At 44.3% G+C, this 22,109-nt stretch carries 19 protein-coding genes; 7 read left to right on the top strand and 12 right to left on the bottom strand.

The features are described from left to right. Position 1: 1 nt before the first annotated feature. Positions 2-1,075, bottom strand: coding sequence for a 3-deoxy-7-phosphoheptulonate synthase (locus AC3CKG_RS02550; protein ID WP_010434849.1), 1,074 nt, complete (start codon positions 1,073-1,075; stop codon positions 2-4). A gap of 246 nt (positions 1,076-1,321) precedes the next feature. Further along, positions 1,322-2,311: a beta-N-acetylhexosaminidase gene (gene nagZ, locus AC3CKG_RS02545; RefSeq protein WP_102513267.1), complete on the bottom strand. Its 990-nt coding sequence runs from the start codon at positions 2,309-2,311 to the stop codon at positions 1,322-1,324. Between the two features lie 121 nt (positions 2,312-2,432). On the opposite strand from nagZ, the gene AC3CKG_RS02540 reads away from it, so the two are divergent. Further along, entirely contained in the window at positions 2,433-3,548 is a 1,116-nt protein-coding gene (locus AC3CKG_RS02540) for an anhydro-N-acetylmuramic acid kinase (protein WP_488528771.1), read from the top strand. 45 nt (positions 3,549-3,593) lie between these two features. Beyond that, a complete protein-coding gene (murQ, locus tag AC3CKG_RS02535) occupies positions 3,594-4,514 on the top strand; it encodes an N-acetylmuramic acid 6-phosphate etherase (protein WP_488528770.1) in 921 nt (306 codons plus the stop codon). Positions 4,515-4,650: 136 nt separating this feature from the next. Here murQ and AC3CKG_RS02530 read toward each other — a convergent pair whose 3' ends face one another. Next, entirely contained in the window at positions 4,651-5,001 is a 351-nt protein-coding gene (locus AC3CKG_RS02530; protein ID WP_099167404.1) for a DUF2799 domain-containing protein, read from the bottom strand. Between the two features lie 334 nt (positions 5,002-5,335). On the opposite strand from AC3CKG_RS02530, the gene AC3CKG_RS02525 reads away from it, so the two are divergent. The 3 genes from AC3CKG_RS02525 to btsR all read left to right on the top strand — a co-directional run bounded on the left by AC3CKG_RS02525 (position 5,336) and on the right by btsR (position 9,610). Continuing rightward, positions 5,336-6,829 (top strand): carbon starvation CstA family protein, encoded by a 1,494-nt coding sequence (locus AC3CKG_RS02525; protein ID WP_019820541.1) that lies wholly within the window; start codon positions 5,336-5,338, stop codon positions 6,827-6,829. Between the two features lie 273 nt (positions 6,830-7,102). Beyond that, complete coding sequence (locus tag AC3CKG_RS02520) at positions 7,103-8,773, top strand: sensor histidine kinase (RefSeq protein WP_099167405.1); 1,671 nt, start codon at positions 7,103-7,105, stop codon at positions 8,771-8,773. A gap of 105 nt (positions 8,774-8,878) precedes the next feature. After that, positions 8,879-9,610 carry a two-component system response regulator BtsR gene (gene btsR / locus AC3CKG_RS02515; RefSeq protein WP_017106772.1) on the top strand — a complete coding sequence of 244 codons (732 nt, stop codon included), beginning with the start codon at positions 8,879-8,881 and terminating at the stop codon, positions 9,608-9,610. A 104-nt stretch (positions 9,611-9,714) separates the two neighbouring features. Here btsR and ispH read toward each other — a convergent pair whose 3' ends face one another. The 6 genes from ispH to murJ form a co-directional block, all read right to left on the bottom strand. Next, positions 9,715-10,671 (bottom strand): 4-hydroxy-3-methylbut-2-enyl diphosphate reductase, encoded by a 957-nt coding sequence (gene ispH / locus AC3CKG_RS02510; RefSeq protein WP_102340310.1) that lies wholly within the window; start codon positions 10,669-10,671, stop codon positions 9,715-9,717. A gap of 147 nt (positions 10,672-10,818) precedes the next feature. Beyond that, the gene (gene fkpB, locus AC3CKG_RS02505; RefSeq protein WP_017080268.1) at positions 10,819-11,250 is read right to left on the bottom strand and encodes an FKBP-type peptidyl-prolyl cis-trans isomerase; all 432 of its coding nucleotides are present in this window, start codon (positions 11,248-11,250) and stop codon (positions 10,819-10,821) included. A 194-nt stretch (positions 11,251-11,444) separates the two neighbouring features. Next, positions 11,445-11,945, bottom strand: a complete 501-nt coding sequence (lspA, locus tag AC3CKG_RS02500; protein WP_488528769.1) for a signal peptidase II — start codon at positions 11,943-11,945, stop codon at positions 11,445-11,447. Positions 11,946-12,106: 161 nt separating this feature from the next. Further along, positions 12,107-14,965, bottom strand: a complete 2,859-nt coding sequence (gene ileS / locus AC3CKG_RS02495; RefSeq protein WP_488528768.1) for an isoleucine--tRNA ligase — start codon at positions 14,963-14,965, stop codon at positions 12,107-12,109. 63 nt (positions 14,966-15,028) lie between these two features. Further along, positions 15,029-15,964 carry a bifunctional riboflavin kinase/FAD synthetase gene (gene ribF / locus AC3CKG_RS02490; RefSeq protein ID WP_016799151.1) on the bottom strand — a complete coding sequence of 312 codons (936 nt, stop codon included), beginning with the start codon at positions 15,962-15,964 and terminating at the stop codon, positions 15,029-15,031. A 70-nt stretch (positions 15,965-16,034) separates the two neighbouring features. Then, the gene (gene murJ / locus AC3CKG_RS02485) at positions 16,035-17,597 is read right to left on the bottom strand and encodes a murein biosynthesis integral membrane protein MurJ (RefSeq protein WP_032501129.1); all 1,563 of its coding nucleotides are present in this window, start codon (positions 17,595-17,597) and stop codon (positions 16,035-16,037) included. A gap of 250 nt (positions 17,598-17,847) precedes the next feature. Between murJ and rpsT the strand changes: the two genes are divergently transcribed. Next, positions 17,848-18,108 carry a 30S ribosomal protein S20 gene (gene rpsT / locus AC3CKG_RS02480; RefSeq protein WP_012603273.1) on the top strand — a complete coding sequence of 87 codons (261 nt, stop codon included), beginning with the start codon at positions 17,848-17,850 and terminating at the stop codon, positions 18,106-18,108. 227 nt (positions 18,109-18,335) lie between these two features. Here rpsT and AC3CKG_RS02475 read toward each other — a convergent pair whose 3' ends face one another. Together AC3CKG_RS02475 and nhaR are read right to left on the bottom strand one after the other, a co-directional pair. Further along, positions 18,336-18,629 (bottom strand): ArsR/SmtB family transcription factor, encoded by a 294-nt coding sequence (locus AC3CKG_RS02475; protein WP_009848443.1) that lies wholly within the window; start codon positions 18,627-18,629, stop codon positions 18,336-18,338. Positions 18,630-18,730: 101 nt separating this feature from the next. Further along, the gene (gene nhaR / locus AC3CKG_RS02470; RefSeq protein WP_017106778.1) at positions 18,731-19,621 is read right to left on the bottom strand and encodes a transcriptional activator NhaR; all 891 of its coding nucleotides are present in this window, start codon (positions 19,619-19,621) and stop codon (positions 18,731-18,733) included. 389 nt (positions 19,622-20,010) lie between these two features. Between nhaR and AC3CKG_RS02465 the strand changes: the two genes are divergently transcribed. Beyond that, positions 20,011-21,156, top strand: a complete 1,146-nt coding sequence (locus AC3CKG_RS02465) for a Na/Pi symporter (protein ID WP_017102996.1) — start codon at positions 20,011-20,013, stop codon at positions 21,154-21,156. A 294-nt stretch (positions 21,157-21,450) separates the two neighbouring features. Here AC3CKG_RS02465 and AC3CKG_RS02460 read toward each other — a convergent pair whose 3' ends face one another. Next, positions 21,451-21,927 carry a hypothetical protein gene (locus AC3CKG_RS02460; RefSeq protein WP_488529218.1) on the bottom strand — a complete coding sequence of 159 codons (477 nt, stop codon included), beginning with the start codon at positions 21,925-21,927 and terminating at the stop codon, positions 21,451-21,453. Positions 21,928-22,109 lie beyond the last annotated feature (182 nt).

The following is a 22,109-nucleotide window of genomic DNA, read 5'->3' as shown; positions in this document are numbered from 1 at the left end:
ACTAACCTTTCAGGCGGTTCTCTAAAAACGGGACTAATTCCGTATGTGCATGCTTCAATAGTGCCTCAGTTGACTCCCAATTGATACACGCGTCGGTAATAGAAACGCCGTATTTCATCTCATTTAGAGGAATATCTGACGGCTGATTACCTTCGTTAATGTGGCTCTCAATCATCAAGCCAATAATCGATTTATTGCCTTCACGCACTTGGTGGATAACGTCTTCAGCAACCAATGGTTGACGACGGAAATCTTTACGAGAGTTTGCGTGGCTGCAATCAACCATCAACGCAGCTTCTAAACCAGATTTACCCAGCTCTTGCTCACATTCGTGTACAGATACTGAATCGTAGTTCGTCTGCTTACCACCACGTAAAATAACGTGACCGTTTGGGTTACCCTGAGTCGTTAGCAGTGCAACCTCACCTTCGCGGCTGATACCCATGAAACGGTGACTAGAAGAAGCAGCCTGCATCGCATTAATTGCAGTACCTAAGTTACCGTCTGTACCATTCTTAAAGCCGATTGGCATTGAAAGGCCACTTGCCATTTCACGGTGAGTTTGAGATTCAGTCGTACGTGCGCCAATCGCAGCCCAGCTGAATGTATCTGCTAGGTATTGTGGGCTGATTGGGTCTAGTGCTTCTGTCGCTAGTGGGATTTCCATCTCAGCTAACTCAACTAAAAGCTCACGACCTACATGCAGACCATGCTCAATATCAAACGTACCATCTAGATGTGGGTCATTGATTAAACCTTTCCAGCCAACCGTGGTACGAGGCTTTTCAAAGTAAACACGCATAACAATATACAGTTGGTCGCTCAGTTCTTCAGAAAGTGCTTTGAGGCGTTTTGCGTACTCTTTCGCCGCTTCTAGATCGTGAATAGAACATGGACCACACACGATTAGCATACGGTGATCTTTCTTATGAATGATATTCGCAATCGTTTCACGAGACTCTTGAATAAAACGACGAGCATTATCGCTCAAAGGTAATTTCGCTTTTAACTCCTCTGGAGTAATCAGTACCTGTTCGTCGATGATATTGACATTGCTTAATTCACTTTTTTGCATAACTCAACCTGTATATTTATTTTTACACCCAACATTTCCATTTGGGCTAACAATCTTTAAAAACACAATAACAGCTACAAAAACGATTGCAAGTGTAAACAATAAAAAACATTTGATGTAAATTTTAATTTACACTTCATCTTTGGTTCGTTCTGAGGCACAAATAGGCCTAAACCACGCCAAGCACATACAAAAAAGGCGATATCTTTAATATCGCCTTCTTAAAACTTATAGAGTGTTTATTTATCACCCAGCGTTTAACATTCGCTTAATTTGCTCTGAGGCCTCTTTCCATCGGCTATCCGAGTGAAGCGTCGGTAAATCAAAGCTGTGCTTTTTAAGCAATGAGTTGGCTAAAGGCACCTCTTGAATCGCTAAGTGATCAAGAGCCTCAATTTGTGCATCTCGTTTATTACACATCAACACCATGTCGCAACCTGCATTCAGAGCAGCCTTCGCTCTGTCGGCTGGCCCACCCATAATTGCAGCGCCTTCCATCGTTAAGTCATCAGAAAATACCAAGCCTTTGAATCCAAGCTGCTGCTTCAATACTTTCTGTAGCCAATACTCAGAGCCACTCGCTGGCTGATCATCATAGTGAGAAAAAACCACGTGCGCAGGCATCATCGCATCTAATATTCCAGATTCAATTTGAGCCTTGAAGATCGCCATGTCAGTTTCAAAGATATCGTCTCTAGGATCGTAAGGCGTTTCAAGGTGCGAATCAGCAATCACGCCGCCATGTCCAGGGAAGTGCTTTCCTGTTGTCGCCATTCCAACCGATTTCATGCCCTTAATAAAAGCACTGCTGTGGCGAACGATGGTATCAATATCTTCACCAAACGCTCGGCTACCAATCGCTTTACAGTCGTGGCCTTTGTCTAAAACAGGCGCAAAGCTCAGATCGATATCATGGGCAATCAACTCCGCTGCCATCAACCAACCCGCTTGTTCTGCTAATTGTTCGCCATTATTCTTGGTCGCAAATTCTTGAGCTGCTGGGATAATTGAAAAACCGTCACGGAAGCGTTGAACTCGGCCACCTTCTTGGTCAACACCGATTAAAATAGGACGTTTTGCTACTTTACGAATCTCTTTATTTAGCGCCGATAACTGTTTGCTATCGTGGTAGTTTCTAGCAAATAAGATGAGACCACCAACGGTTGGGTGCTCTAAAATTTCTCTGTCTTCAGCTGTTAGCTCATAGCCCGCAACATCTACCCACAACGGTCCCATATTTATCCCTTATTAAACCTAATTTCATAAACTTCCCGAGATTATTCTCTTTAAATTTGCTTTACAATGTTTTTAAACCAATCTATGGAAGACTTTAGGAATGCAGCGCAAGAGCTTAGGAATGGATCATAAAGAACTGTATATCGGTGTGATGTCGGGAACGAGTATGGACGGCGTTGATACGGCCTTAGTTTCGATTGAAGACACTGGTATCACATTACTCGCTCATGATGAGTTTCCTATGCCTGATGATATCAAAGCGTGTTTGCTTGAGGTTTGTATTGGTCAGAAAACGGATTTGATTGCCATTGGCGAACTCGACCACCAGCTTGGTCATCTATTTGCTGATGCGGTTCTGCAACTTCTCGAAAAGTCAGGCACGCCTGCATCTTCAGTGACTGCGATTGGTAATCATGGTCAAACGGTATTCCACCAGCCAACCGGCGATTCACCATTTACCATGCAATTGGGTGACGCCAATATCATTGCCGCTAAAACACAGATTCAAACAGTCGCTGATTTCAGACGCAAAGACATGGCGCTTGGCGGGCAAGGTGCGCCATTAGTACCAGCGTTTCACCATACGATCTTTCACCCGCAAGACAGCTCAGTTGTGGTGTTGAATATTGGTGGTATCTCGAATATTTCAGTGCTGCGCCCGAACCAGCCAACGCTTGGTTATGATACAGGCCCGGGCAATATGTTGATGGACGCTTGGGTCGATAAACACACGGGTGAGAAGTTTGACCGTGATGCGCTGTTCGCTCTCAAAGGCCAACTAAATCAGGCCTTACTCGAACAGCTGTTGAACGAATCTTATCTATCTCAAATGCCACCGAAAAGCACTGGCAGAGAGCTGTTTAATCTACAGTGGCTAGAGCAACAATTAACAGAATTTAAAGACCTTGCAGCAGAAGATGTTCAGTACACTCTTTGTGAATACACCGCATTGACGATAGCCAATGAAGTGGAAACTTATCGCTTGGGTAACCAACCTGCACTGTATGTGTGTGGCGGTGGTACGAGAAATCCATTGTTGATGAAGAGACTGTCTGAACTGCTTCCTAGCTGGGAGGTTGAGTCGACTACCAGTAAAGGCGTTGATGCCGACTACATGGAAGCCATGGCCTTTGCGTGGCTTGCTCAACGTCATGTTCATCAACTGCCAAGCAATTTACCAGAAGTGACTGGCGCAAGCAGAGCGGCCTCTTTAGGCGTTCTCTATCGTGCTGACTAAACAACTTTAGAACCATCATTTTAGAATCACCATTTAAGGATCATTATGAGTAACGACGCTCTCATATCAGCGCTCTCGCACCTCGTTTCGGAGGGGAGAAACCCTGACACTATGGATATTGATCTACTCACCTCTCTCGAAGTGGTTGAAAAGATTAACCAACAAGACAAACAGGTACCACTGGCGATCGAAGCCGAATTACCACAGATCGCGAAAGCGGTTGATAAGATCGCTCACGCCTTTCAAAACGGTGGCCGACTGATCTATATGGGCGCAGGCACCAGTGGTCGATTAGGTGTTTTAGATGCCTCAGAGTGCCCTCCGACTTTCGGTGTTTCAGACAAAATGGTTATCGGCTTAATCGCTGGCGGACCAGAAGCGATTTTAAAAGCCAAAGAGGGAGCGGAAGATTCGCTGACTCTCGGTATTGAAGACCTGAAAGCCATTCAATTTACAGAGAATGATGTCGTGGTAGGCATTGCAGCTAGTGGCCGTACACCTTACGTGATTGGTGCGCTCAACTATGCGAATCAGATTGGTGCAGTGACGGTTGCGCTGTCTTGTAACCCTGGCTCTCCAATTGCCGAAATTGCTCAAATCACGATAAGCCCAGTGGTTGGCCCTGAAGCCTTAACGGGGTCAACTCGTTTAAAATCAGGGACAGCACAAAAACTGGTACTTAACATGCTCACCACTGCAAGCATGATTCGTATTGGTAAGAGCTATCAGAACTTGATGGTCGATGTAAAAGCGACCAATGAGAAGTTGGTTGCCCGCGCTGCGCGTATCGTTATCCAAGCGACGGAGTGTGACAAAGCACTGGCAGTGTCGACACTTAAAACGACTGATTACGATGTGAAGTTATCTATTTTGATGATTCTGACAGGGCTCGATTTTGAATCGGCCAAAGCTCAGCTTGATCAACAACACGGCTTCCTAAGAAAAGCGGTAGAGAATAATCAATAAACCGACAGGTAGGCTCCCATATTGATTAAGCGTTCATGATTAGGCGTTATACAAAAAAACCAGTACACATGAGGTACTGGTTTTTTATTTAGCGAGTTTTTTATTTAACGAAATCAAGAATTAACCGCAAGCCGGATTAATAGTCGTTCGAGAACTCATCCCAGCCACGTTGCCATTCCATACGGAAACGTTGAGCGTCTTCCGTACCAGAACACACACCTTCATACACCTGACCAGACAAACCAATCTGATAAGCATGGTTCGGATTACAGAACTCTGTCACACCTAAGTGATAACCTTCTGTATAACTGGCTTGATCAACAGCACCAAGCTCAGTCATTTCTGAATAAGAACGCTGAGTATTGCCCTTGATACCATCACGGTAACCGATCTCTTGCCAGTTACCTTCAGCTGCTAAATCTTGAACATTAGCGCTGCATCCTGCAAGGCTAAATGCCACGGCGAATAGTGTTATTATTTTTTTCATTTCAATCCTTTATATTGTTACTTCACCACTTCCTGACGAAGCGCTGCCTTTGTGGTGATTCTCCGCTGAACACTGGCTGATGTCCACTTATGTCTGTTATCTGCCACTGATATCTATTGGTTACCGCTTAAAGCTGATAAGTCACCACTTGCCAGAAATAAGACTCTTCTCAATACGAATAACCAACCGCTCTGTAAACGTAACAAACCACTCAATCAGTTATAACACCACTTAATTGGCTATTCGACCACTCACTCCAGTAGCGGAAGTTTCTTCTCATCGACTCCTTTAATATACACCCTGACTTAATTAATACATTCAGGGATAACAAATTATGATGTGGTTTCTTACCTGCGTCGCAGCACTCATTGGTGGCTACTTTATTTACGGTGCCTTTATCGAGAAGATCTTCGGTATCAATGAAAAGCGTCAAACACCTGCTCATACCAAGCAAGACGGCGTGGACTACGTTCCAATGTCGACGCCAAAGGTTTACCTAGTTCAGCTGCTTAACATTGCAGGTGTTGGTCCAATCTTCGGCCCTATCATGGGTGCCCTTTACGGCCCAGCAGCAATGCTTTGGATTGTACTAGGTTGTATCTTCGCAGGTGCAGTACACGACTACTTCTCAGGTATGTTATCTATCCGTAATGGCGGTGCTTCGGTTCCAACCATCACTGGGCGTTACCTAGGCAATGGCGCAAAACACTTTATGAACATCTTTGCCATTGTTCTACTGCTTCTTGTTGGTGTGGTTTTCGTTTCTGCTCCTGCAGGCATGATCACTAACCTAGTGAACGACCAAACTGATTTCGCGATGTCTGCAACAACGATGGTTGTTATCATCTTTGCTTACTACATCATCGCAACGATTGTCCCTGTCGATAAAATCATTGGTCGCTTCTACCCATTGTTCGGTGCACTACTTATCTTTATGTCTGTTGGCCTAATCACTGCGATTGGTCTATCTGACGAGCACCAAATCATGGGTGGCTTCGAGATGAAAGACATGTTCACCAACATGAACCCGAATGACCTACCACTTTGGCCTGCTCTATTCATCACGATCGCATGTGGTGCTATTTCTGGCTTCCACGCAACTCAGTCTCCTTTGATGGCGCGTTGTATGGAAAACGAGAAAAACGGTCGCTTCGTATTCTACGGTGCAATGATTGGCGAAGGCATCATCGCTCTAATCTGGTGTGCACTTGCTCTATCATTCTTCGGTTCAGTTGAGTCTTTGTCTGACGCGATTGCAAACGGCGGCCCAGGTAACGTGGTATACAGCGCTTCATTTGGCCTACTGGGTGTGTTTGGCGGTATCCTTGCTTTCCTTGGCGTGGTTATCCTACCTATCACTTCTGGTGACACAGCGTTCCGTTCAAGCCGTCTTATCCTTGCTGAATACTTCAACATGGAACAGAAAACACTGCGCAACCGCCTACTGATGGCTCTACCGCTATTCGTTCTTGGTGGCATCCTGACTCAAGTTGATTTCGGTATCATCTGGCGCTACTTTGGCTTTGCGAACCAATCAACGGCAGTAATGATGCTGTGGACAGCTTCAGCGTACCTACTTCGTCACAACAAACTGCACTGGGTAACAACGGTTCCAGCTATCTTCATGACGTCTGTGTGTATCACATTCATTCTGAACAACAGCCAACTAGGTTTTGGTCTGCCTATGCAAATCTCAACAATCGTAGGTGTGGTTTCATCTCTATTAATTACGGCTTACGTTATCAAGATTTCTAAAGGCAAAGGTGATATCGACCTGGCTGATGACGAGCAAGATCAAGAGCCAAAACCAGTGACTAAAACAGCCTAGTTCTTTTAGGCTCTTTGTAAAAAGAGACCAATCTTCATAGAAAGAGACAAAAGAACTACCAAGCACAACTTCGCTTGCTCCCGTAATCACCCAGTGATTCGTGGAAATTAAGACTAAAGCCCGTCCACTGTGATGGGCTTTGTTATTTCTAAATATTAGTTTCTCAACCTTAGGAAACCAAAGTCATTCGATATAAGCCATGAAAAGACAAGCAAAGCTACCGTTACCAAGCAATGAGCTTTACACTTAACAAGCGTCTCAATAGGTGAAAATATGGAACTCATTCTCTCTCTGCTGCAACAAACCTGTGTCTACTTAGTGATTGCTTACATGCTCAGTAAGACTCCACTGATTCTCCCTTTGTTGAGCATCTCTTCGCGCTTAAGTCATAAAATCAGCTGCTACGTTCTGTTTTCCCTGTTCTGTATTATGGGCACTTACTTTGGCTTACAGATCAATGATGCCATCGCCAACACGCGCGCGATGGGAGCGGTAATGGGCGGTCTGTTCGGAGGTCCGGTTGTCGGCTTTGCGGTCGGTTTTACTGGCGGAATCCATCGTTACTCTTTGGGTGGATTCACCGATCTAGCTTGCGCGATTTCGACAACAGCAGAAGGCTTGATTGGCGGCCTGTTACACGTTTATCTCGTGAGAAAAAACAAAGCCAGCCAACTGTTTAATCCTCTGGTGGTGTTCTCTGTAACCCTGTTTGCCGAAATCATTCAGATGATCATCTTGCTTGCCGTAGCGAAACCGTTCGAGCAATCCTATGCCTTAGTGTCCGATATTGCCGCGCCAATGATCATCGCAAACTCTGTGGGTGCAGCGCTGTTCATGAGCATCATCCAAGACCGTAAAACCATCTTCGAAAAATACTCAGCGACCTTCTCACGTCGCGCATTAACCATCGCCGAACGTTCGGTAGGTATTCTGCATGGTGGGTTTAATTCCGATAACGCACAAAAAATCGTACGTATCGTTTACGAAGAAACCAATGTTGGTGCGGTAGCGATTACCGACCGAGAAAAAATCCTCGCTTTCGTCGGCATTGGCGATGAACACCACATACCTAACACTCCGATTTCATCGCAGAGCACGCTTACCTCGATGGAACAGAACGACATCATCTACCTCGATGGCAAAGAGAACCCGTACCAATGTTCTCTATCGCAAGATTGTAAATTGGGCTCTGCGCTTATTATTCCACTGCGTGCGGGTAATGAAGTGGTCGGTACCATCAAGCTGTATGAGCCAAAGCTAAAGCTGTTCTCGACCATCAACATGTCGATGGGTGAAGGTATCGCTCAACTACTATCGAGTCAGATCCTATTCAGTAACTATCAGCAGCAACAAACACTGCTCACCCAAGCTGAAATCAAACTGCTGCACGCTCAAGTTAACCCTCACTTCTTGTTTAATGCACTCAACACCATCAGTGCCGTTACACGTCGTGACCCTGATAAAGCACGAGAGCTTATTCAACATCTGTCTCACTTCTTTAGAAGTAACCTGAAACAGAACATCAATACTGTGAAACTCAAAGACGAACTGGCACACGTTAACGCTTATCTAACCATTGAAAAGGCACGTTTTACTGACCGATTGGAAGTGGAATGGGATATCGACCCACAACTGTATGAGTCGCAACTTCCGAGCTTTACCCTGCAGCCACTGGTTGAAAACGCCATCAAGCATGGTATTTCAAACATGCTAGAAGGCGGCAAAGTGAAGATCTATAGCGAGGCTTTCGAGGGTGGATTCAAGCTGGTCGTGGAAGACAATGCTGGTAATTATCAGAAGCCATCTCAAGATCACGTTGGTTTAGGTATGGAAATTGTTGATAAACGACTCACTAATTTCTTTGGACAAGATTCAGCACTAAAAATAGAATCTCAACCACAGCAATTTACTCGAATGAGCTTTATCATACCTATACTAAAATAAAGGTATTTTCGGAGACGAATCGCTCCGAGTTGAAACATTTAGAAGCAGATATTTAAAAGATAAGCGTGAATCAAGCAGGGATAGAACCAAGATGAAGATTGTAGGATGTTAAAGGCATTAGTTGTCGATGATGAGCTTTTTGCTCGCGAAGAGCTGATTGAGCTACTGACTGAAACCGGTGAAGTAGAAATCATTGGCCAAGCGAGTAACGCGATCGAAGGACTGAAACAGATCAACCTTCTCAAGCCTGATGTCGTGTATTTGGATATCCAAATGCCGCAGGTTACCGGGATTGAACTGTTAAGCATGCTTGACCCAGACACCATGCCTTACGTAGTGTTCGTCACCGCCTACGACCAATATGCGATTCAAGCTTTTGAAGACAATGCCTTTGATTACCTACTCAAACCGGTTGAACCTTGTCGATTAAACAAGAGTGTTTGTCGCCTGAATAAAGTCATCAAGCAGAACCAAAAAGCGCCAGAACAAAACATCTCAGCGATTGCTCCCTGCCATTTAGAGCAAATCCCGTGTATCGGTCACAACCGCATTGTGATCATGGCAAGCCAAACGGTCGAGTGCGCCTATTCAGATATCAGCGGTGTGCATGTTCGTAGCTCATCACAAACCGCCACTTCACAGTTAACCCTGAAGATCCTAGAAGAAAAGACCGATTTGATCCGCTGTCATCGCCAATATTTGATCAACATAAAATCGATCCAAGAGATCAAATTATTAGAGAATGGATTAGCCGAGATCATTACGCTGACTGGCTTTGAAGTGCCTGTCAGTCGTCGTTATCTCAAGACATTGAAAGAGCAACTCGGTCTTCAGTAAACACATTTAAGGCCAAGATATAGCGCGATCAAAAAAGCCAACGCATCAACGTTGGCTTTTTACTGTTTACGAATCGGTGGTGTCACCAATCAAATCAATAGAGATTAGTCGACTTGCTTAATCTGCAGCTCTTTTGGTACTTCGAAGAACATGTTCTCTTCACGACCTTGAATCTCTTCAACTTCGGTTGCACCTAGCTGACGAATACGATCTAAGATTTGGTTTACTAGCTCTTCAGGCGCTGAAGCCCCCGCTGTCACACCAATTTTCTTTTTGCCTTCAACCCATTCTGTTTGAATGTCTTCAGGGCAATCAGTTAGGTAACCTGGCGTGCCTAGCTTTTCAGCCAATTCTTTCAAACGAGTAGAGTTCGATGAGTTCTTAGAACCAACAACAATCACGACATCAACATCACCGGCCATCTCGCGAATTGCGTCTTGACGGTTTTGTGTTGCGTAGCAGATATCGTCTTTACGTGGGCCTTGGATCTCAGGGAACACGCGACGTAACTCTTCAATCACATCCGCTGTTTCATCAACTGACAACGTGGTTTGGCTAACGTAATGCAAGTTACTTGGATCATTCACCACGAGATTCTGTACGTCCTCTGGCTTCTCAACCAAGTACATACCGCCAGTTTGGCTAGCGTACTGACCCATAGTGCCTTCCACTTCAGGGTGACCCGCGTGACCAATCAGTACCACTTCCATATGCTTGCGGCTCGCACGAGCAACTTCCATATGTACTTTGGTTACCAATGGGCATGTTGCATCAAATACCGTGAGTTCACGCTCTTTCGCTTCTTTACGAACCGCTTGAGAGACACCGTGAGCAGAGAAGATCACGATGTTGTCGTCTGGCACTTCACTCAGTTCTTCGACAAAAATAGCACCACGCTGCTTGAGCCCCTCAACAACAAAGCGGTTGTGCACCACTTCATGGCGAACATAAATCGGTGGCTGATACATTTCGAGTGCGCGTTCTACGATGCTGATCGCACGATCGACACCAGCACAAAAGCCACGAGGGTTAGCTAACATTATTTTCATTTCATTGCTCATCATTTACCGCGGTACTAAGGTTGTTTCTATAGAGTTCGCTGTCAGCGAGGTTCGCATTCTACAGTGAAGCGCCTAGACAGTGAAGCTCTGGGTGACATCACAGCTGTAAGGCTATCTTGTTCTAGCGTGAAGACAGCTATTCTATCGTTATTCCACCGCTAAGATGTTGACGTCAAACGTAACGTCTTGGCCTGCTAATGGGTGATTAAAATCAACGGTCACTGAATCACCTGCAATATCAGTGATAATACCCGGGATCTCCATACCGTCAGGGCCAGAGAACGCCATGATAGTACCGACTTCAACATCAGTACCACCAGCAAACTTCGCTTTATCCATGTGGTGGATATGGTCTGGGTTAGGCATACCAAACGCATCTTGTGCTTTCAGTTCGATAGACTTTTCCGTCCCAGCTTCGAGCCCAAGCAAACACGCTTCGAAATTTTCGCTTAGGCTACCATCACCCATAACGAATTTCGCGGGTTTGCCCATATTTTCGGTGCTATCGGCAACTGAACCATCCTTCATTTTAATCGTAAAATGTAGAGTTACTGCTGAATCATTTTTAATTGCTGCCACGTTACTTTCCTTAGATTTCTTTATTATTTGAGGACGCATTGTGCTTTGCTTCCTTGTTGACTGAAGCATAAAAAAAAGCGCCGTCGGAATCAACCGACAGCGCTTAGGGCTATTCTATTCTGTGAGTCATAGACTGACTTTAGAGCAATCTATTTCAAAGCGATTTACTTAATACTCATTAATGCCTGAGTAGCCTATTTGCTTTCATCTTTCTTGCGGAAGCCATCCAAGATGATCATCGCAGCACCGATACAGATCCCCATATCAGCCAAGTTGAATGCAGGCCAATGGTAAGTACCCCAGTAGAAGTCTAGGTAATCAACCACAAAACCATGTACAACACGGTCGAACACGTTACCTACCGCGCCACCAATGATGATCGCATAAGCAATGTTATTCCACTTTTCTTCAGCAGGTAGTTTACTCATCCAGTATGTCAGCATACCCGTTACCGCAAATGCGATACCCGTAAATAACCAACGCTGCCAGCCGCTCTGATCGCTCAGAAAGCTAAATGCTGCACCATAGTTATGAACATACAAAAAGTTAAAGAATGGCAACACCTCAATACGGTTTGCCCAGCCATAACCCATATTGTCCATGACAAAGAGTTTGATGCCGATATCAGCAAGGAATACCAGCAAGGCCAGCCATAACCAACGCACACCAGATTGTTTTAACGAAACTTCACTCATTTCTATTCCTAGTATCTACTCAGTCAAATCATCTCATTATCCACTCTCAAGAATGAATACGAGAAGTCAGCTTGGTTAAACACATTTCCTATAATTAAAAATAACCCCAGTTGATACTGGGGCTATGATTTTTACAAAAAGTTCAGTCTTTCTCTGAGTCGTTATGCGAACTTACGCACTTCGCCTTCACCGTCGATGTTCGACACACAACGACCACAAATTTTCTCGTGACCTTCAATTGTGCCTACATCTGGAGTGTGGTGCCAGCAACGATCACACTTCTCAGCTTCAGTTGCTGCAACTTCAACGTATAGACCTTCAACGTCTGTCGCTTGAGCTGTATCAGACTTCTCGCCCAGTGGCTTAACAACAGCAGCAGAAGTAATAAGTACGAAACGTAGCTCATCTTCTAGCTTGTTGATTTTAGCCGCTAGTGCATCGTCAGCGTATAGAGTAACTTCAGCCTGCAGTGCACCACCGATTGTTTTCTCTTTTCGAGCATCTTCAAGAAGCTTGTTCACTGCGCCACGAACTGACTGGATTTCAGTCCAGAATTCGTTGCTTAGCTCTTCGTCGTCAGCAAGACCAAATAGGCCTTCGAACCACTCGCCTGTGAATACAAACGTGTCGCGCTCGCCAGGCATCTCGTTCCAGATTTCATCTGCAGTGAACGACATGATAGGCGCCATCCAACGAACTAGAGCTTCTACTATGTAGTAAAGCGCCGTTTGACAGCTACGTTGAGCATGGCTGCCCTGCTTCGCTGTGTACTGACGGTCTTTAATTACGTCTAGGTAGAAAGAACCCATTTCGATAGAACAGAACTGCATTAGACGCTGAGTTACACCGTGAGTATTGTACTCACCGTATGCTTTAACGATCTCTTCTTGTGCAGCTTGAGCACGGCCAACAGCCCAGCGATCAAGTGCTACCATTTCTTCAGCAGGAACTAGATCCGTTTCAGGGTTGAAACCGTTCAAGTTCGCTAGGAAGAAACGAGCCGTGTTACGAATACGACGGTAAGCATCAGCAGAACGCTTAAGGATCTCGTCAGAAACCGCAACTTCGTTAGTGTAATCCGTAGAAGCAACCCATAGACGTAGAATATCTGCGCCTAGCTTGTTCGTTACATCTTTAGGAGCAACAACATTACCGATAGATTTAGACATCTTACGGCCGTTACCATCAACCACGAAACCGTGCGTTAGCACTTGCTTGTATGGTGCTTCGTCTTTCATCGCAATAGATGAAATCAAAGATGACTGGAACCAGCCACGGTGTTGGTCAGAACCTTCAAGGTAAAGATCAGCGCTGTGCGTTCTTTCTTCATTCGGGAAGTTGTACTCTTCACGAGAATCCACAACAGAGAAGTGCGTTACACCTGAATCGAACCATACGTCTAGCGTATCAAGTACTTTCTCGTACTTGTCAGCGTCTTCAGCACCCATCAGTTCAGCAGCATCTACATCCCACCAAGCTTGAATGCCTTTTTCTTCCACAAGCTTCGCTACTTTTTCAATCAGAGCTGGGCTATCTGGGTGAAGTTCTGATGTTTCTTTATGAACGAACAGAGCAATTGGCACACCCCAAGTACGTTGACGAGAGATACACCACTCAGGGCGACCTTCGATCATACCTTCGATACGGCTTTGACCCCATTCTGGCATCCATTCAACACTCTTCGTTGACTCTAGTGCTTTTGCACGTAGGCCAGCTTGATCCATAGAGATGAACCATTGTGGTGTTGCACGGAAGATGATTGGAGTTTTGTGTCTCCAACAATGTGGGTAGCTGTGCTCGTAAGCGTGGTGATGCAGTAGTGCACCTTTCTCTTTTAGAACTTCTAAAACAGAATCGTTCGCTTTGAATACATGCTGACCAGCAAAAAGCTCAGTGTCTGGCAGGTAAACGCCGTTAGAGCCTACTGGGTTAGCGATTTCTAGGTTGTATTTCTTACCAACCACGAAATCCTCTTGACCGTGACCAGGAGCGGTATGAACCACACCAGTACCAGAGTCAGTTGTTACGTGATCGCCAAGAACAGCAGGAACCGTGAAGTTGTAGAACGGGTGGTTGAACTGAGAAAGCTCAAGATCAGCACCAGTCGCAAAACCAAGGTTATGGAAACGCTCGATACCCGCACGATCCATTACGTCTTTTGCTAGTTCAGAAGCAACAATAATACGTTGAGCAGGCTGTTCGCCATTCGCTTCAACTTGGATCAATACGTATTCAAGATCATCACGTAGACATACTGCGCGGTTAGCAGGCAGAGTCCATGGTGTTGTCGTCCAGATAACGATAGAGATTTCGCCTTGACCAGCGTGGCCTTCCGCTAGAGTAAATTTCTCTAGTAGAGCCGCTTCGTCAGCTGCAGAAAATTTCACATCGATAGATGGAGAAACTTTATCTTTGTATTCAACTTCAGCTTCAGCCAGAGCAGAACCACAGTCAGTACACCAGTGAACAGGTTTGAAACCTTTTAGTAGGTGACCTTTGTCTGCGATTTTACCTAGAGAACGAATGATGTTCGCTTCTGTGCCGAAATCCATAGTGCGGTAAGGTTTGTCCCACTCGCCCATGATACCAAGACGTTTGAAGCTCTCTTTCTGACCTTCAACTTGACCCGCAGCGTACTTACGACATTCTTCGCGGAATTCAGCAGCCGAAATCTTCTGACCAGGCTTGCCTTTCTTCTTCTCAACCATCAACTCGATTGGAAGACCGTGACAGTCCCAACCTGGGATGTACGGTGCATCAAAACCAGAAAGGGTCTTAGATTTGATAATAATGTCTTTAAGAATCTTGTTCAGCGCGTGGCCAATGTGAATATCGCCGTTCGCGTATGGAGGGCCGTCATGCAGCACGAAAGATTTTTTACCTTTCTTTGCCTTACGGATTTCACCGTAAAGGTCTTCTTTGTACCAACGCTTAAGCATTTCTGGTTCACGATTTGCCAGATTGCCACGCATTGGGAACCCTGTTTCTGGTAAGTTCAGGGTATCTTTATAATCACTCATCGATTCTTAATTCCGTTATATTGGGCGAAGTTAGACATTATGTTAATCGGTGGAATCATCCGACTAATTCTTTAGCTGAAGCAGCCACACCCTTGCGGCTTCAGCATCCAATTCTATTTGATTCTTTAATGCGTCGAACGATTCAAATTTTATCTCGTCGCGCAGTTTGTGCAAAAGTCGTACTTCTAACTGTTTACCATATAAATTGGCTTTAAAGTCAAAAAAATGCACTTCTAATTGCTGCCTTACACCATTAACCGTTGGTCGTTGTCCAATATTAGCAACACCACCGACAGGAACACCGTCGATATCTAATGCTTCAACAACATACACTCCCGAAACAGGAGACACACAACGCTTTAATGGAATATTAGCGGTAGGGAAACCAATAGTTCTCCCTAGTTTACGACCATGAGAAACACGACCACTGATACTGTAGTCACGCCCTAGCATGGTAGCACTAGAAGCCAAATCATTGGCCGCTAACGCATTTCGTATCTCAGTACTGCTTACTCGTAATTGGTTTAAGCAATAGCTCTGGGTGCTCACCACCTCAAAACCATACTTCTCGCCCGCTTCTTGAAGCATAGCGAAATTACCAGTACGACCCTTACCAAAGCAAAAATCGTCACCGACAACCAAGAATTTCACGCCTAGCTTATCAACCAAAAGGTCTTTAATGAACGCTTCCGCCGACAAGCTTGCAAAATACTGATTAAAATTCACACACAATAAACGACTGATATCTAGCTTACTCAGTTGCACGTATTTATCTCGTAAGCGAGTTAAACGGGCTGGTGCTTTACCTTTGGCAAACAACTCCATAGGTTGCGGCTCAAACGTCATGACAACAGAAGGGAGCCCTAATGCTGCAGCTTGTTTAGAAACCTGACTCAGAACCTCTTGATGCCCTAAATGAACACCATCGAAGTTACCTATGGTTAATACACAGCCATGATGCTGCGCTTTAATATTGTGTATACCTCGGATCAGTTCCATTGTGATCAGCTAAAACCTGTTATTTACATCATTTATTGTGTGAAACCGACGGATTATATACTAATCAGTATTAATCTGTCGCTGCTTTTAAATGTTTTACTCGGATACCTAAAACCAGTATCGACACAATATAAGCAAAGGCGCCAAGTGCGATCAACCCTGTTAGTGTTAACGCTCTTTGGTTAAAGCCCCAATCAAGCCACAATTGCATATTGTCTAGCTGCCATAAAATCACGCCAATCATTACCGTACCTGAGATCAATAATTTAAGGCTAAACAACAATGTAGTCTTGGTTAAACGATAAACACCCGCTAGATGCAAACCACGATAAAGCAGAGTCATGTTCACGAACGCAGACAACGCCGTTGCGATAGCCAAACCAACATAACCATAGAAATAAGCGAAGATTGCGTTGAACACCATGTTAGTCACCATCGCAATGATGCCGTACTTCACCGGTGTTTTAGTGTCTTGACGAGAGTAATAGCCGGGAGCCAATACTTTAATGAGCATGAAATTCAGCAAGCCTGAAGCGTACGCCACTAAAGACATGGAAGCCTGATTAACATCATGGGGAGAAAACTCTCCACGCATAAACAGCACCATCAGCATCGGTTTTGCTAACACAATAAGACCGAACATCGCAGGAATACCGAGCAGCAGTACCATGCGCACACCCCAATCCATGGTATGAGCAAACCCTTCTCCTTCAGCATCAACGTGCTTACGAGATAAAGCAGGAAGAATAACCGTCGCAATGGCGATACCAAACAAACCGAGTGGGAATTCTAATAGTCGATCCGAGTAATACAACCAACTGATAGAGCCCGTCGCTAGAAAGCTGGCAATAAAGGTATCGAACAACAAGTTGATTTGACTTACTGACACACCAAACAAAGCAGGGATCATTAACGTGCGGATCTTAACCACGCCCGGATCTCTCCAACCCCATTTAGGCTTAACCAAGACACCCGCTTTAATCAAGAAAGGCATTTGGAACAAGAATTGAACTAAGCCTCCAAGAAAAACACCGATGGATAAACCAATTTCAGGTTGTTCCAAATTAGGAGCAAGAAACCAAGCACAAGCAATGATCATTACGTTCAAGAACACAGGCGTGAATGACGAAACCGCAAATTTACCCATGGTATTGAGGATTGCACCTGATAAAGCGACAAACGTAATGAACCATAAATAAGGAAAAGTAATTTTCAGCATTAGGCTGGCGAGTTCAAACTTAGGCGCCGAGGGGCCGTCATTAAGCCAATCAATAAACCAACCCGCACCGAACATTGCGGTGATAACCCCAGAGCCTAATACCCCAAGTACCGTAACAATAGAAACCAACACCCCAAGAGTACCGGACACCTTTGCTATCAAGTCTCGAGTTTTATCTTTATCACCTGCAGCGTGATATTCCGTTAATACTGGTACAAAGGCTTGAGAAAAAGCACCTTCGGCAAACAGCCGACGTAAAAAATTAGGAATTTTATTGGCGAAGAAAAATACGTCTGCACTTGCTCCTGCCCCCATTAAGTTTGCTACTACGACATCACGTACTAGCCCCAAGACACGGGAAACAAAAGTCATTACACTGACAATCAGCCCTGACTTTAATAGTCGTTTACTCACACAAACCTCTGACACTGGTTGATTACTTTCAATCAAGGATAAATACTATCCTATCCTAAGAAGCATAATTATTAGCATTGGTCTAAAAATGCTGTTAGAATCCCCGCCATCTTAACCGCGATGACCTTTCCATACCAAAATTTGTTTGGCTGAGATTGGTTTTTGCACAAATCATTTGACAATTAAGCGCCTATGAGGGATAGTCCTCGCCCTTAAATTGTCACCGAACTAAGTTTTTGGGAGTTAGACCTTGGCAAACAGTAAATCTGCTAAGAAGCGCGCTATCCAAGCTGAGAAACGTCGCCAGCACAATGCTAGCCGTCGTTCTATGATGCGCACTTACATGAAAAAAACTATTGCAGCTATTGAAGCTGGCAATAAAGAAGCTGCAACTGCTGCTCTTGTAGAAGTTACACCTCTTCTAGACCGCATGGCGACTAAAGGCCTTATTCATAAGAATAAAGCTGCACGTCATAAGTCTCGTTTCGCTGCTGCAATCAAAGCTCTTTAATAGAAATTTGATTACAACGCAAAACGAAAAAAACCGGCCTCGGCCGGTTTTTTTATATCTGAAATTTGGCGAACATATCTCGAAGTCTTACTAATAGCTGTTTAAGCCTTGCTAATAACTGCCTAAGCCTAGCTAATAATGGTTCTTAAGCCTCACTAATAAATAGCGACACTTCCTTGTGCCTATCTTATTTCTGATAGGAAATGAGCTAATCCACCAGCAATAAGCTACTTGCAGTACATACCATGCAGTAGGTTAATCATCGCTTTTACTTCTTCACTGCTCAATGTGTAATACACCGTCTGAGCTTCTTTACGAGTTTCGACTAAGCCATCTCTTCTCAACCAAGCAAGATGCTGAGATAACGCTGATTGACTCAATTCCAACTTGCCACATAACTCCCCGACCGACAGTTCTGTGCCATGCAATAAGCACAAGATCTGTAAACGTCGCTCGTTGGCCATGGCTTTGAGTAGAATAACGGCCTGCGCCGAGTTCTTCTCCATCTCTTTTAAGTTCATAGTCTGGCTCCCAACGACTTATTACGCCAACTACGGGCAATCAATATTTACGGCATATTGCTTGGATATGATAATCGATATCAATTCATTAACAAACTAACTCATTCGAACAATTTACTAAAATCTGCGTCACATACGTTTTTTACTGCTGGATGTTGGATCATCCGTTCAGCAAATATGACGTAGTACTCTTCTTTTAACTCTTCAATATCACACAAAAGTTGCAAAGAGGTGTCTTCTTCCACTTCAGACATATAAAGAGTGGGAGCAAGGAAAATGGCATCATGGTGATAACGCGCAAAAGCTTTCATCAAAGCAACATCATCAAATTCGCCCAAAATATCGGGTTTTAAACCTTGTCGATCAAACCATTGCAGTACTTTTCGCCCCATAGAAGTTCGACTTCCAGGGATCAAAAGCTTCCTTTGTTCTAACACGGCGGGAAAACTAATCCCTTCAACTTTGCCAGAACAGAAAAAACTCATTCCACTCTCACCCAGTTTTTTACTGAAAAGGCCTGGGCTTTGGCTTGAATCGACAGGGCAGTCTGAAAGAATCATATCGAGCTTATGCTGAGACAGTTGCTCGAGTAGCATTTCATGGGTCGACTCAAAACAGCGTAAATGAATGCTGTTATCGGGTGGGATAGTCGACATCAATATCTTACTGACTAATCTTTTGGACAGTGCATCCGCAACACCCACATCAAACAGAATATTGGAGTGCTGGCTATAATTCACGATATCCAGCATTTCGTAGCTCAGGCCAAACATACGATCGGCATACTTAAATACCAACTGCCCAAGCTCTGTCGGCTCAACACTGCGACCATTACGCTTTGTTAGCTTGCCATCCATACGTTCTTCTAACGCTTTGATCTGACCTGTTACGGTTTGTGGCGTTAAAAACAGAGCTTCTGCGGCTTTAGTAACAGAGCCTTGTTTGCAAACCATCCAGAAGTAATAAAGATGGTTATAGTTGAGGTGCGACATAAGTGTGCCGTATTAAAAGAGTAGATAACCTTTTATATCAAATATGACACGCCCACTCAACAAACTCGGAAAAACCTAACTTAAATCGTCATTACCACTTATTTTTTCGAAGTGTGTGATTTCATAATGTAATATTTGAGCGATTATTTTCAATTTTTCTCTAACTTTTAAGATCTATATCACCTATAGAGAAATCATAAAAACCCATTTAAAAACAGCCACTTAAAACAACCACATTAGCTGGTGGAATATTTAAAGAGCAAATCATCACAAAAAAGTCTCACCTAAACCAAAATGTAATATTACTGAAATATTTGTTCTCTAACATCACGCTCAGATTAAACAAACAGACCAAACACAGACTTAAACGGTCCAATGGAGAAAACATTATGAACCAAGCTACTACTGCAGCAGCGCCTATCTCGAGCACAACTCGTTGGCTACGCTGGGCTAACTTGGCATTCATGCTTTACCTACTATTACTTTCAGTTTCAATGGTTGGTACAGGCTTCAAATGGGCAACAGGCGAGCAAGCAAAGGTTCTTTTCGAATTTGCTTCACACCCAGTTGCAGGCTTAATGATTGGTTTAGTGGCTACAGCACTTATTCAATCATCAAGTACAGTTACTTCAATTATCGTTGGCCTTGTGGCCGGTGGTTTACCTGTTGAGCTAGCAATCCCTATGATCATGGGTGCGAACATTGGTACTACGGTAACCAATACGCTAGTTAGCCTTGGTCATGTTCGTTGTAAAGATGAGTTCAAACGTGCATTCGCAAGTGCGACGATTCACGACTTCTTTAACCTATTAGCCGTTGCTATCTTCCTACCACTAGAGATGGCGTTTGGTATTCTAGAGAAAATTTCTCACTGGTTAGTATCACCGATGCTAGCAACAGGTGATATGAGCATGGGTGGTCTTAACTTCATCAAGCCAATCACTAAGCCTGTAGTAAGTGCGATTAAAGAACCACTATCAACGTTTGGCGATACTGTTGGTGGGGTTATGCTTATCGTTCTAGGTATCGCGACTATCTTCGTAGCTATCACGGTAATGGGTAAGCTAATGAAGAGCCTAATGGTTGGCCGTGCTCGTGAGATTCTAAAGAATGCAATCGGTCGTGGTCCTATCCACGGTATCGCTTCTGGCTCTATCGTTACTATCCTTGTTCAGTCTTCTTCAACGACAACAAGCTTGATGGTTCCACTAGTTGGTTCAGGTGTTCTTAAAGTACGTGACGTTTACCCATTCACTTTGGGTGCAAACATCGGTACGTGTATTACCGCGCTATTAGCAGCGACAGCAGTATCTGGTGAGTTCGCAGTATTCGCACTACAGATTGCTCTAGTACACTTGGTGTTCAACATCATGGCAACGGTATTCATCTTTGGTATTCCGTTCCTACGTGAACTGCCAGTGAAAGCCGCTGATATCATTTCAGACATGGCTGTGAAAAACAAAGCTGTAGTAGCTGGTTATCTTGTTGCGGTATTCCTTGTACTGCCAGGTAGCGTGTTAGCACTGACTGCTTAATAGCAAAACAAACATCGCTTATAGCAAAGCCCGCAACCTAGGTTGCGGGCTTTTTCTTTTTTGAAAGACAAAGATGCGAGATTCGAGTAGCGAGTGACGAAAAGCAAAAGCAGATAAAAACCGTCATTCCCTACAGCGAGGAACGAGCGTGATAGGGAATCTACCTAACACAACACCCAGAGATTCCCTACTCCTTCCTTCGTCAGTCTAGGGAATGACGGGGGCTTTTGATCTTCGTATCTCGCATCCCGTTTACTCGCATCTATCTACCCTTATCTCGTATCTAAAAAGCGCTTACTGACCTTGCTCATTACGTAGGTACATAATGGCAACCATGCTAAAGCCGATAAATTGCCATAGATACTGCCCATCGCTTGCGCCAGTGATGGTTTGAGTGAAAGCCATACAACTTGTCACGAATAGAGAAGAAAAAGCCGCATAGAGTAACCACGGGCGTTCTTTACCAGCCATGAATTCACCAGCGATCACCGAGCGAAGTACCAATAAAAATGGTAAACATTGCAAAGCAATCAGAATAGGAAACATAAAATCGAACGTAGGGCTCAGTAAAACATGACCGACTTGGCTCTTATCCCAAGTGCCGACAATATAGCCTTTCCAGCCAGCCCAAGTGTCACCTGCATAAGCGGTACCGGGTGTAATGAAGCCAAGTAGCACGCCCATCACTTTATCGATAAAGCCATTTTTGAACCAAAAGACGAATAAGAAGATCTGAATTGGAATGATCTGAAAAGCAAACTTCTTCAACATGTGTATACCCCAAACAATAAATGATTTGGTGACCAGTATGTGGAAGTCGATGCTTTTACGCTTGATGCAAGGCAATCGAACCCAAGTCCAAACAATAATCAAACATGTTGAGAAGCCTGTTAGCACAAGGATACCTTGCGGAAATACCGTAGCCATTAGCTCTCACGAAACACCTTCGTTTG

The organism is Vibrio sp. QJM3NY_15 (genome assembly GCF_057785995.1).
The sequence above is the reverse complement of the archived record's forward strand: the minus strand, read 5'-3'. Positions and strand labels throughout refer to the sequence as shown.

Excerpts from the sequence above, each read along its gene's own strand:
- AC3CKG_RS02550 (WP_010434849.1), bottom strand. The coding sequence starts at position 1,075 with ATGCAAAAAAGTGAATTAAGCAATGTCAATATCATCGACGAACAGGTA.
- nagZ (WP_102513267.1), bottom strand. The coding sequence starts at position 2,311 with ATGGGACCGTTGTGGGTAGATGTTGCGGGCTATGAGCTAACAGCTGAA.
- AC3CKG_RS02540 (WP_488528771.1), top strand. The coding sequence starts at position 2,433 with ATGGATCATAAAGAACTGTATATCGGTGTGATGTCGGGAACGAGTATG.
- murQ (WP_488528770.1), top strand. The coding sequence starts at position 3,594 with ATGAGTAACGACGCTCTCATATCAGCGCTCTCGCACCTCGTTTCGGAG.
- AC3CKG_RS02530 (WP_099167404.1), bottom strand. The coding sequence starts at position 5,001 with ATGAAAAAAATAATAACACTATTCGCCGTGGCATTTAGCCTTGCAGGA.
- AC3CKG_RS02525 (WP_019820541.1), top strand. The coding sequence starts at position 5,336 with ATGATGTGGTTTCTTACCTGCGTCGCAGCACTCATTGGTGGCTACTTT.
- AC3CKG_RS02520 (WP_099167405.1), top strand. The coding sequence starts at position 7,103 with ATGGAACTCATTCTCTCTCTGCTGCAACAAACCTGTGTCTACTTAGTG.
- btsR (WP_017106772.1), top strand. The coding sequence starts at position 8,879 with ATGTTAAAGGCATTAGTTGTCGATGATGAGCTTTTTGCTCGCGAAGAG.
- ispH (WP_102340310.1), bottom strand. The coding sequence starts at position 10,671 with ATGAGCAATGAAATGAAAATAATGTTAGCTAACCCTCGTGGCTTTTGT.
- lspA (WP_488528769.1), bottom strand. The coding sequence starts at position 11,945 with ATGAGTGAAGTTTCGTTAAAACAATCTGGTGTGCGTTGGTTATGGCTG.
- ileS (WP_488528768.1), bottom strand. The coding sequence starts at position 14,965 with ATGAGTGATTATAAAGATACCCTGAACTTACCAGAAACAGGGTTCCCA.
- ribF (WP_016799151.1), bottom strand. The coding sequence starts at position 15,964 with ATGGAACTGATCCGAGGTATACACAATATTAAAGCGCAGCATCATGGC.
- AC3CKG_RS02475 (WP_009848443.1), bottom strand. The coding sequence starts at position 18,629 with ATGAACTTAAAAGAGATGGAGAAGAACTCGGCGCAGGCCGTTATTCTA.
- nhaR (WP_017106778.1), bottom strand. The coding sequence starts at position 19,621 with ATGTCGCACCTCAACTATAACCATCTTTATTACTTCTGGATGGTTTGC.
- AC3CKG_RS02465 (WP_017102996.1), top strand. The coding sequence starts at position 20,011 with ATGAACCAAGCTACTACTGCAGCAGCGCCTATCTCGAGCACAACTCGT.
- AC3CKG_RS02460 (WP_488529218.1), bottom strand. The coding sequence starts at position 21,927 with ATGTTGAAGAAGTTTGCTTTTCAGATCATTCCAATTCAGATCTTCTTA.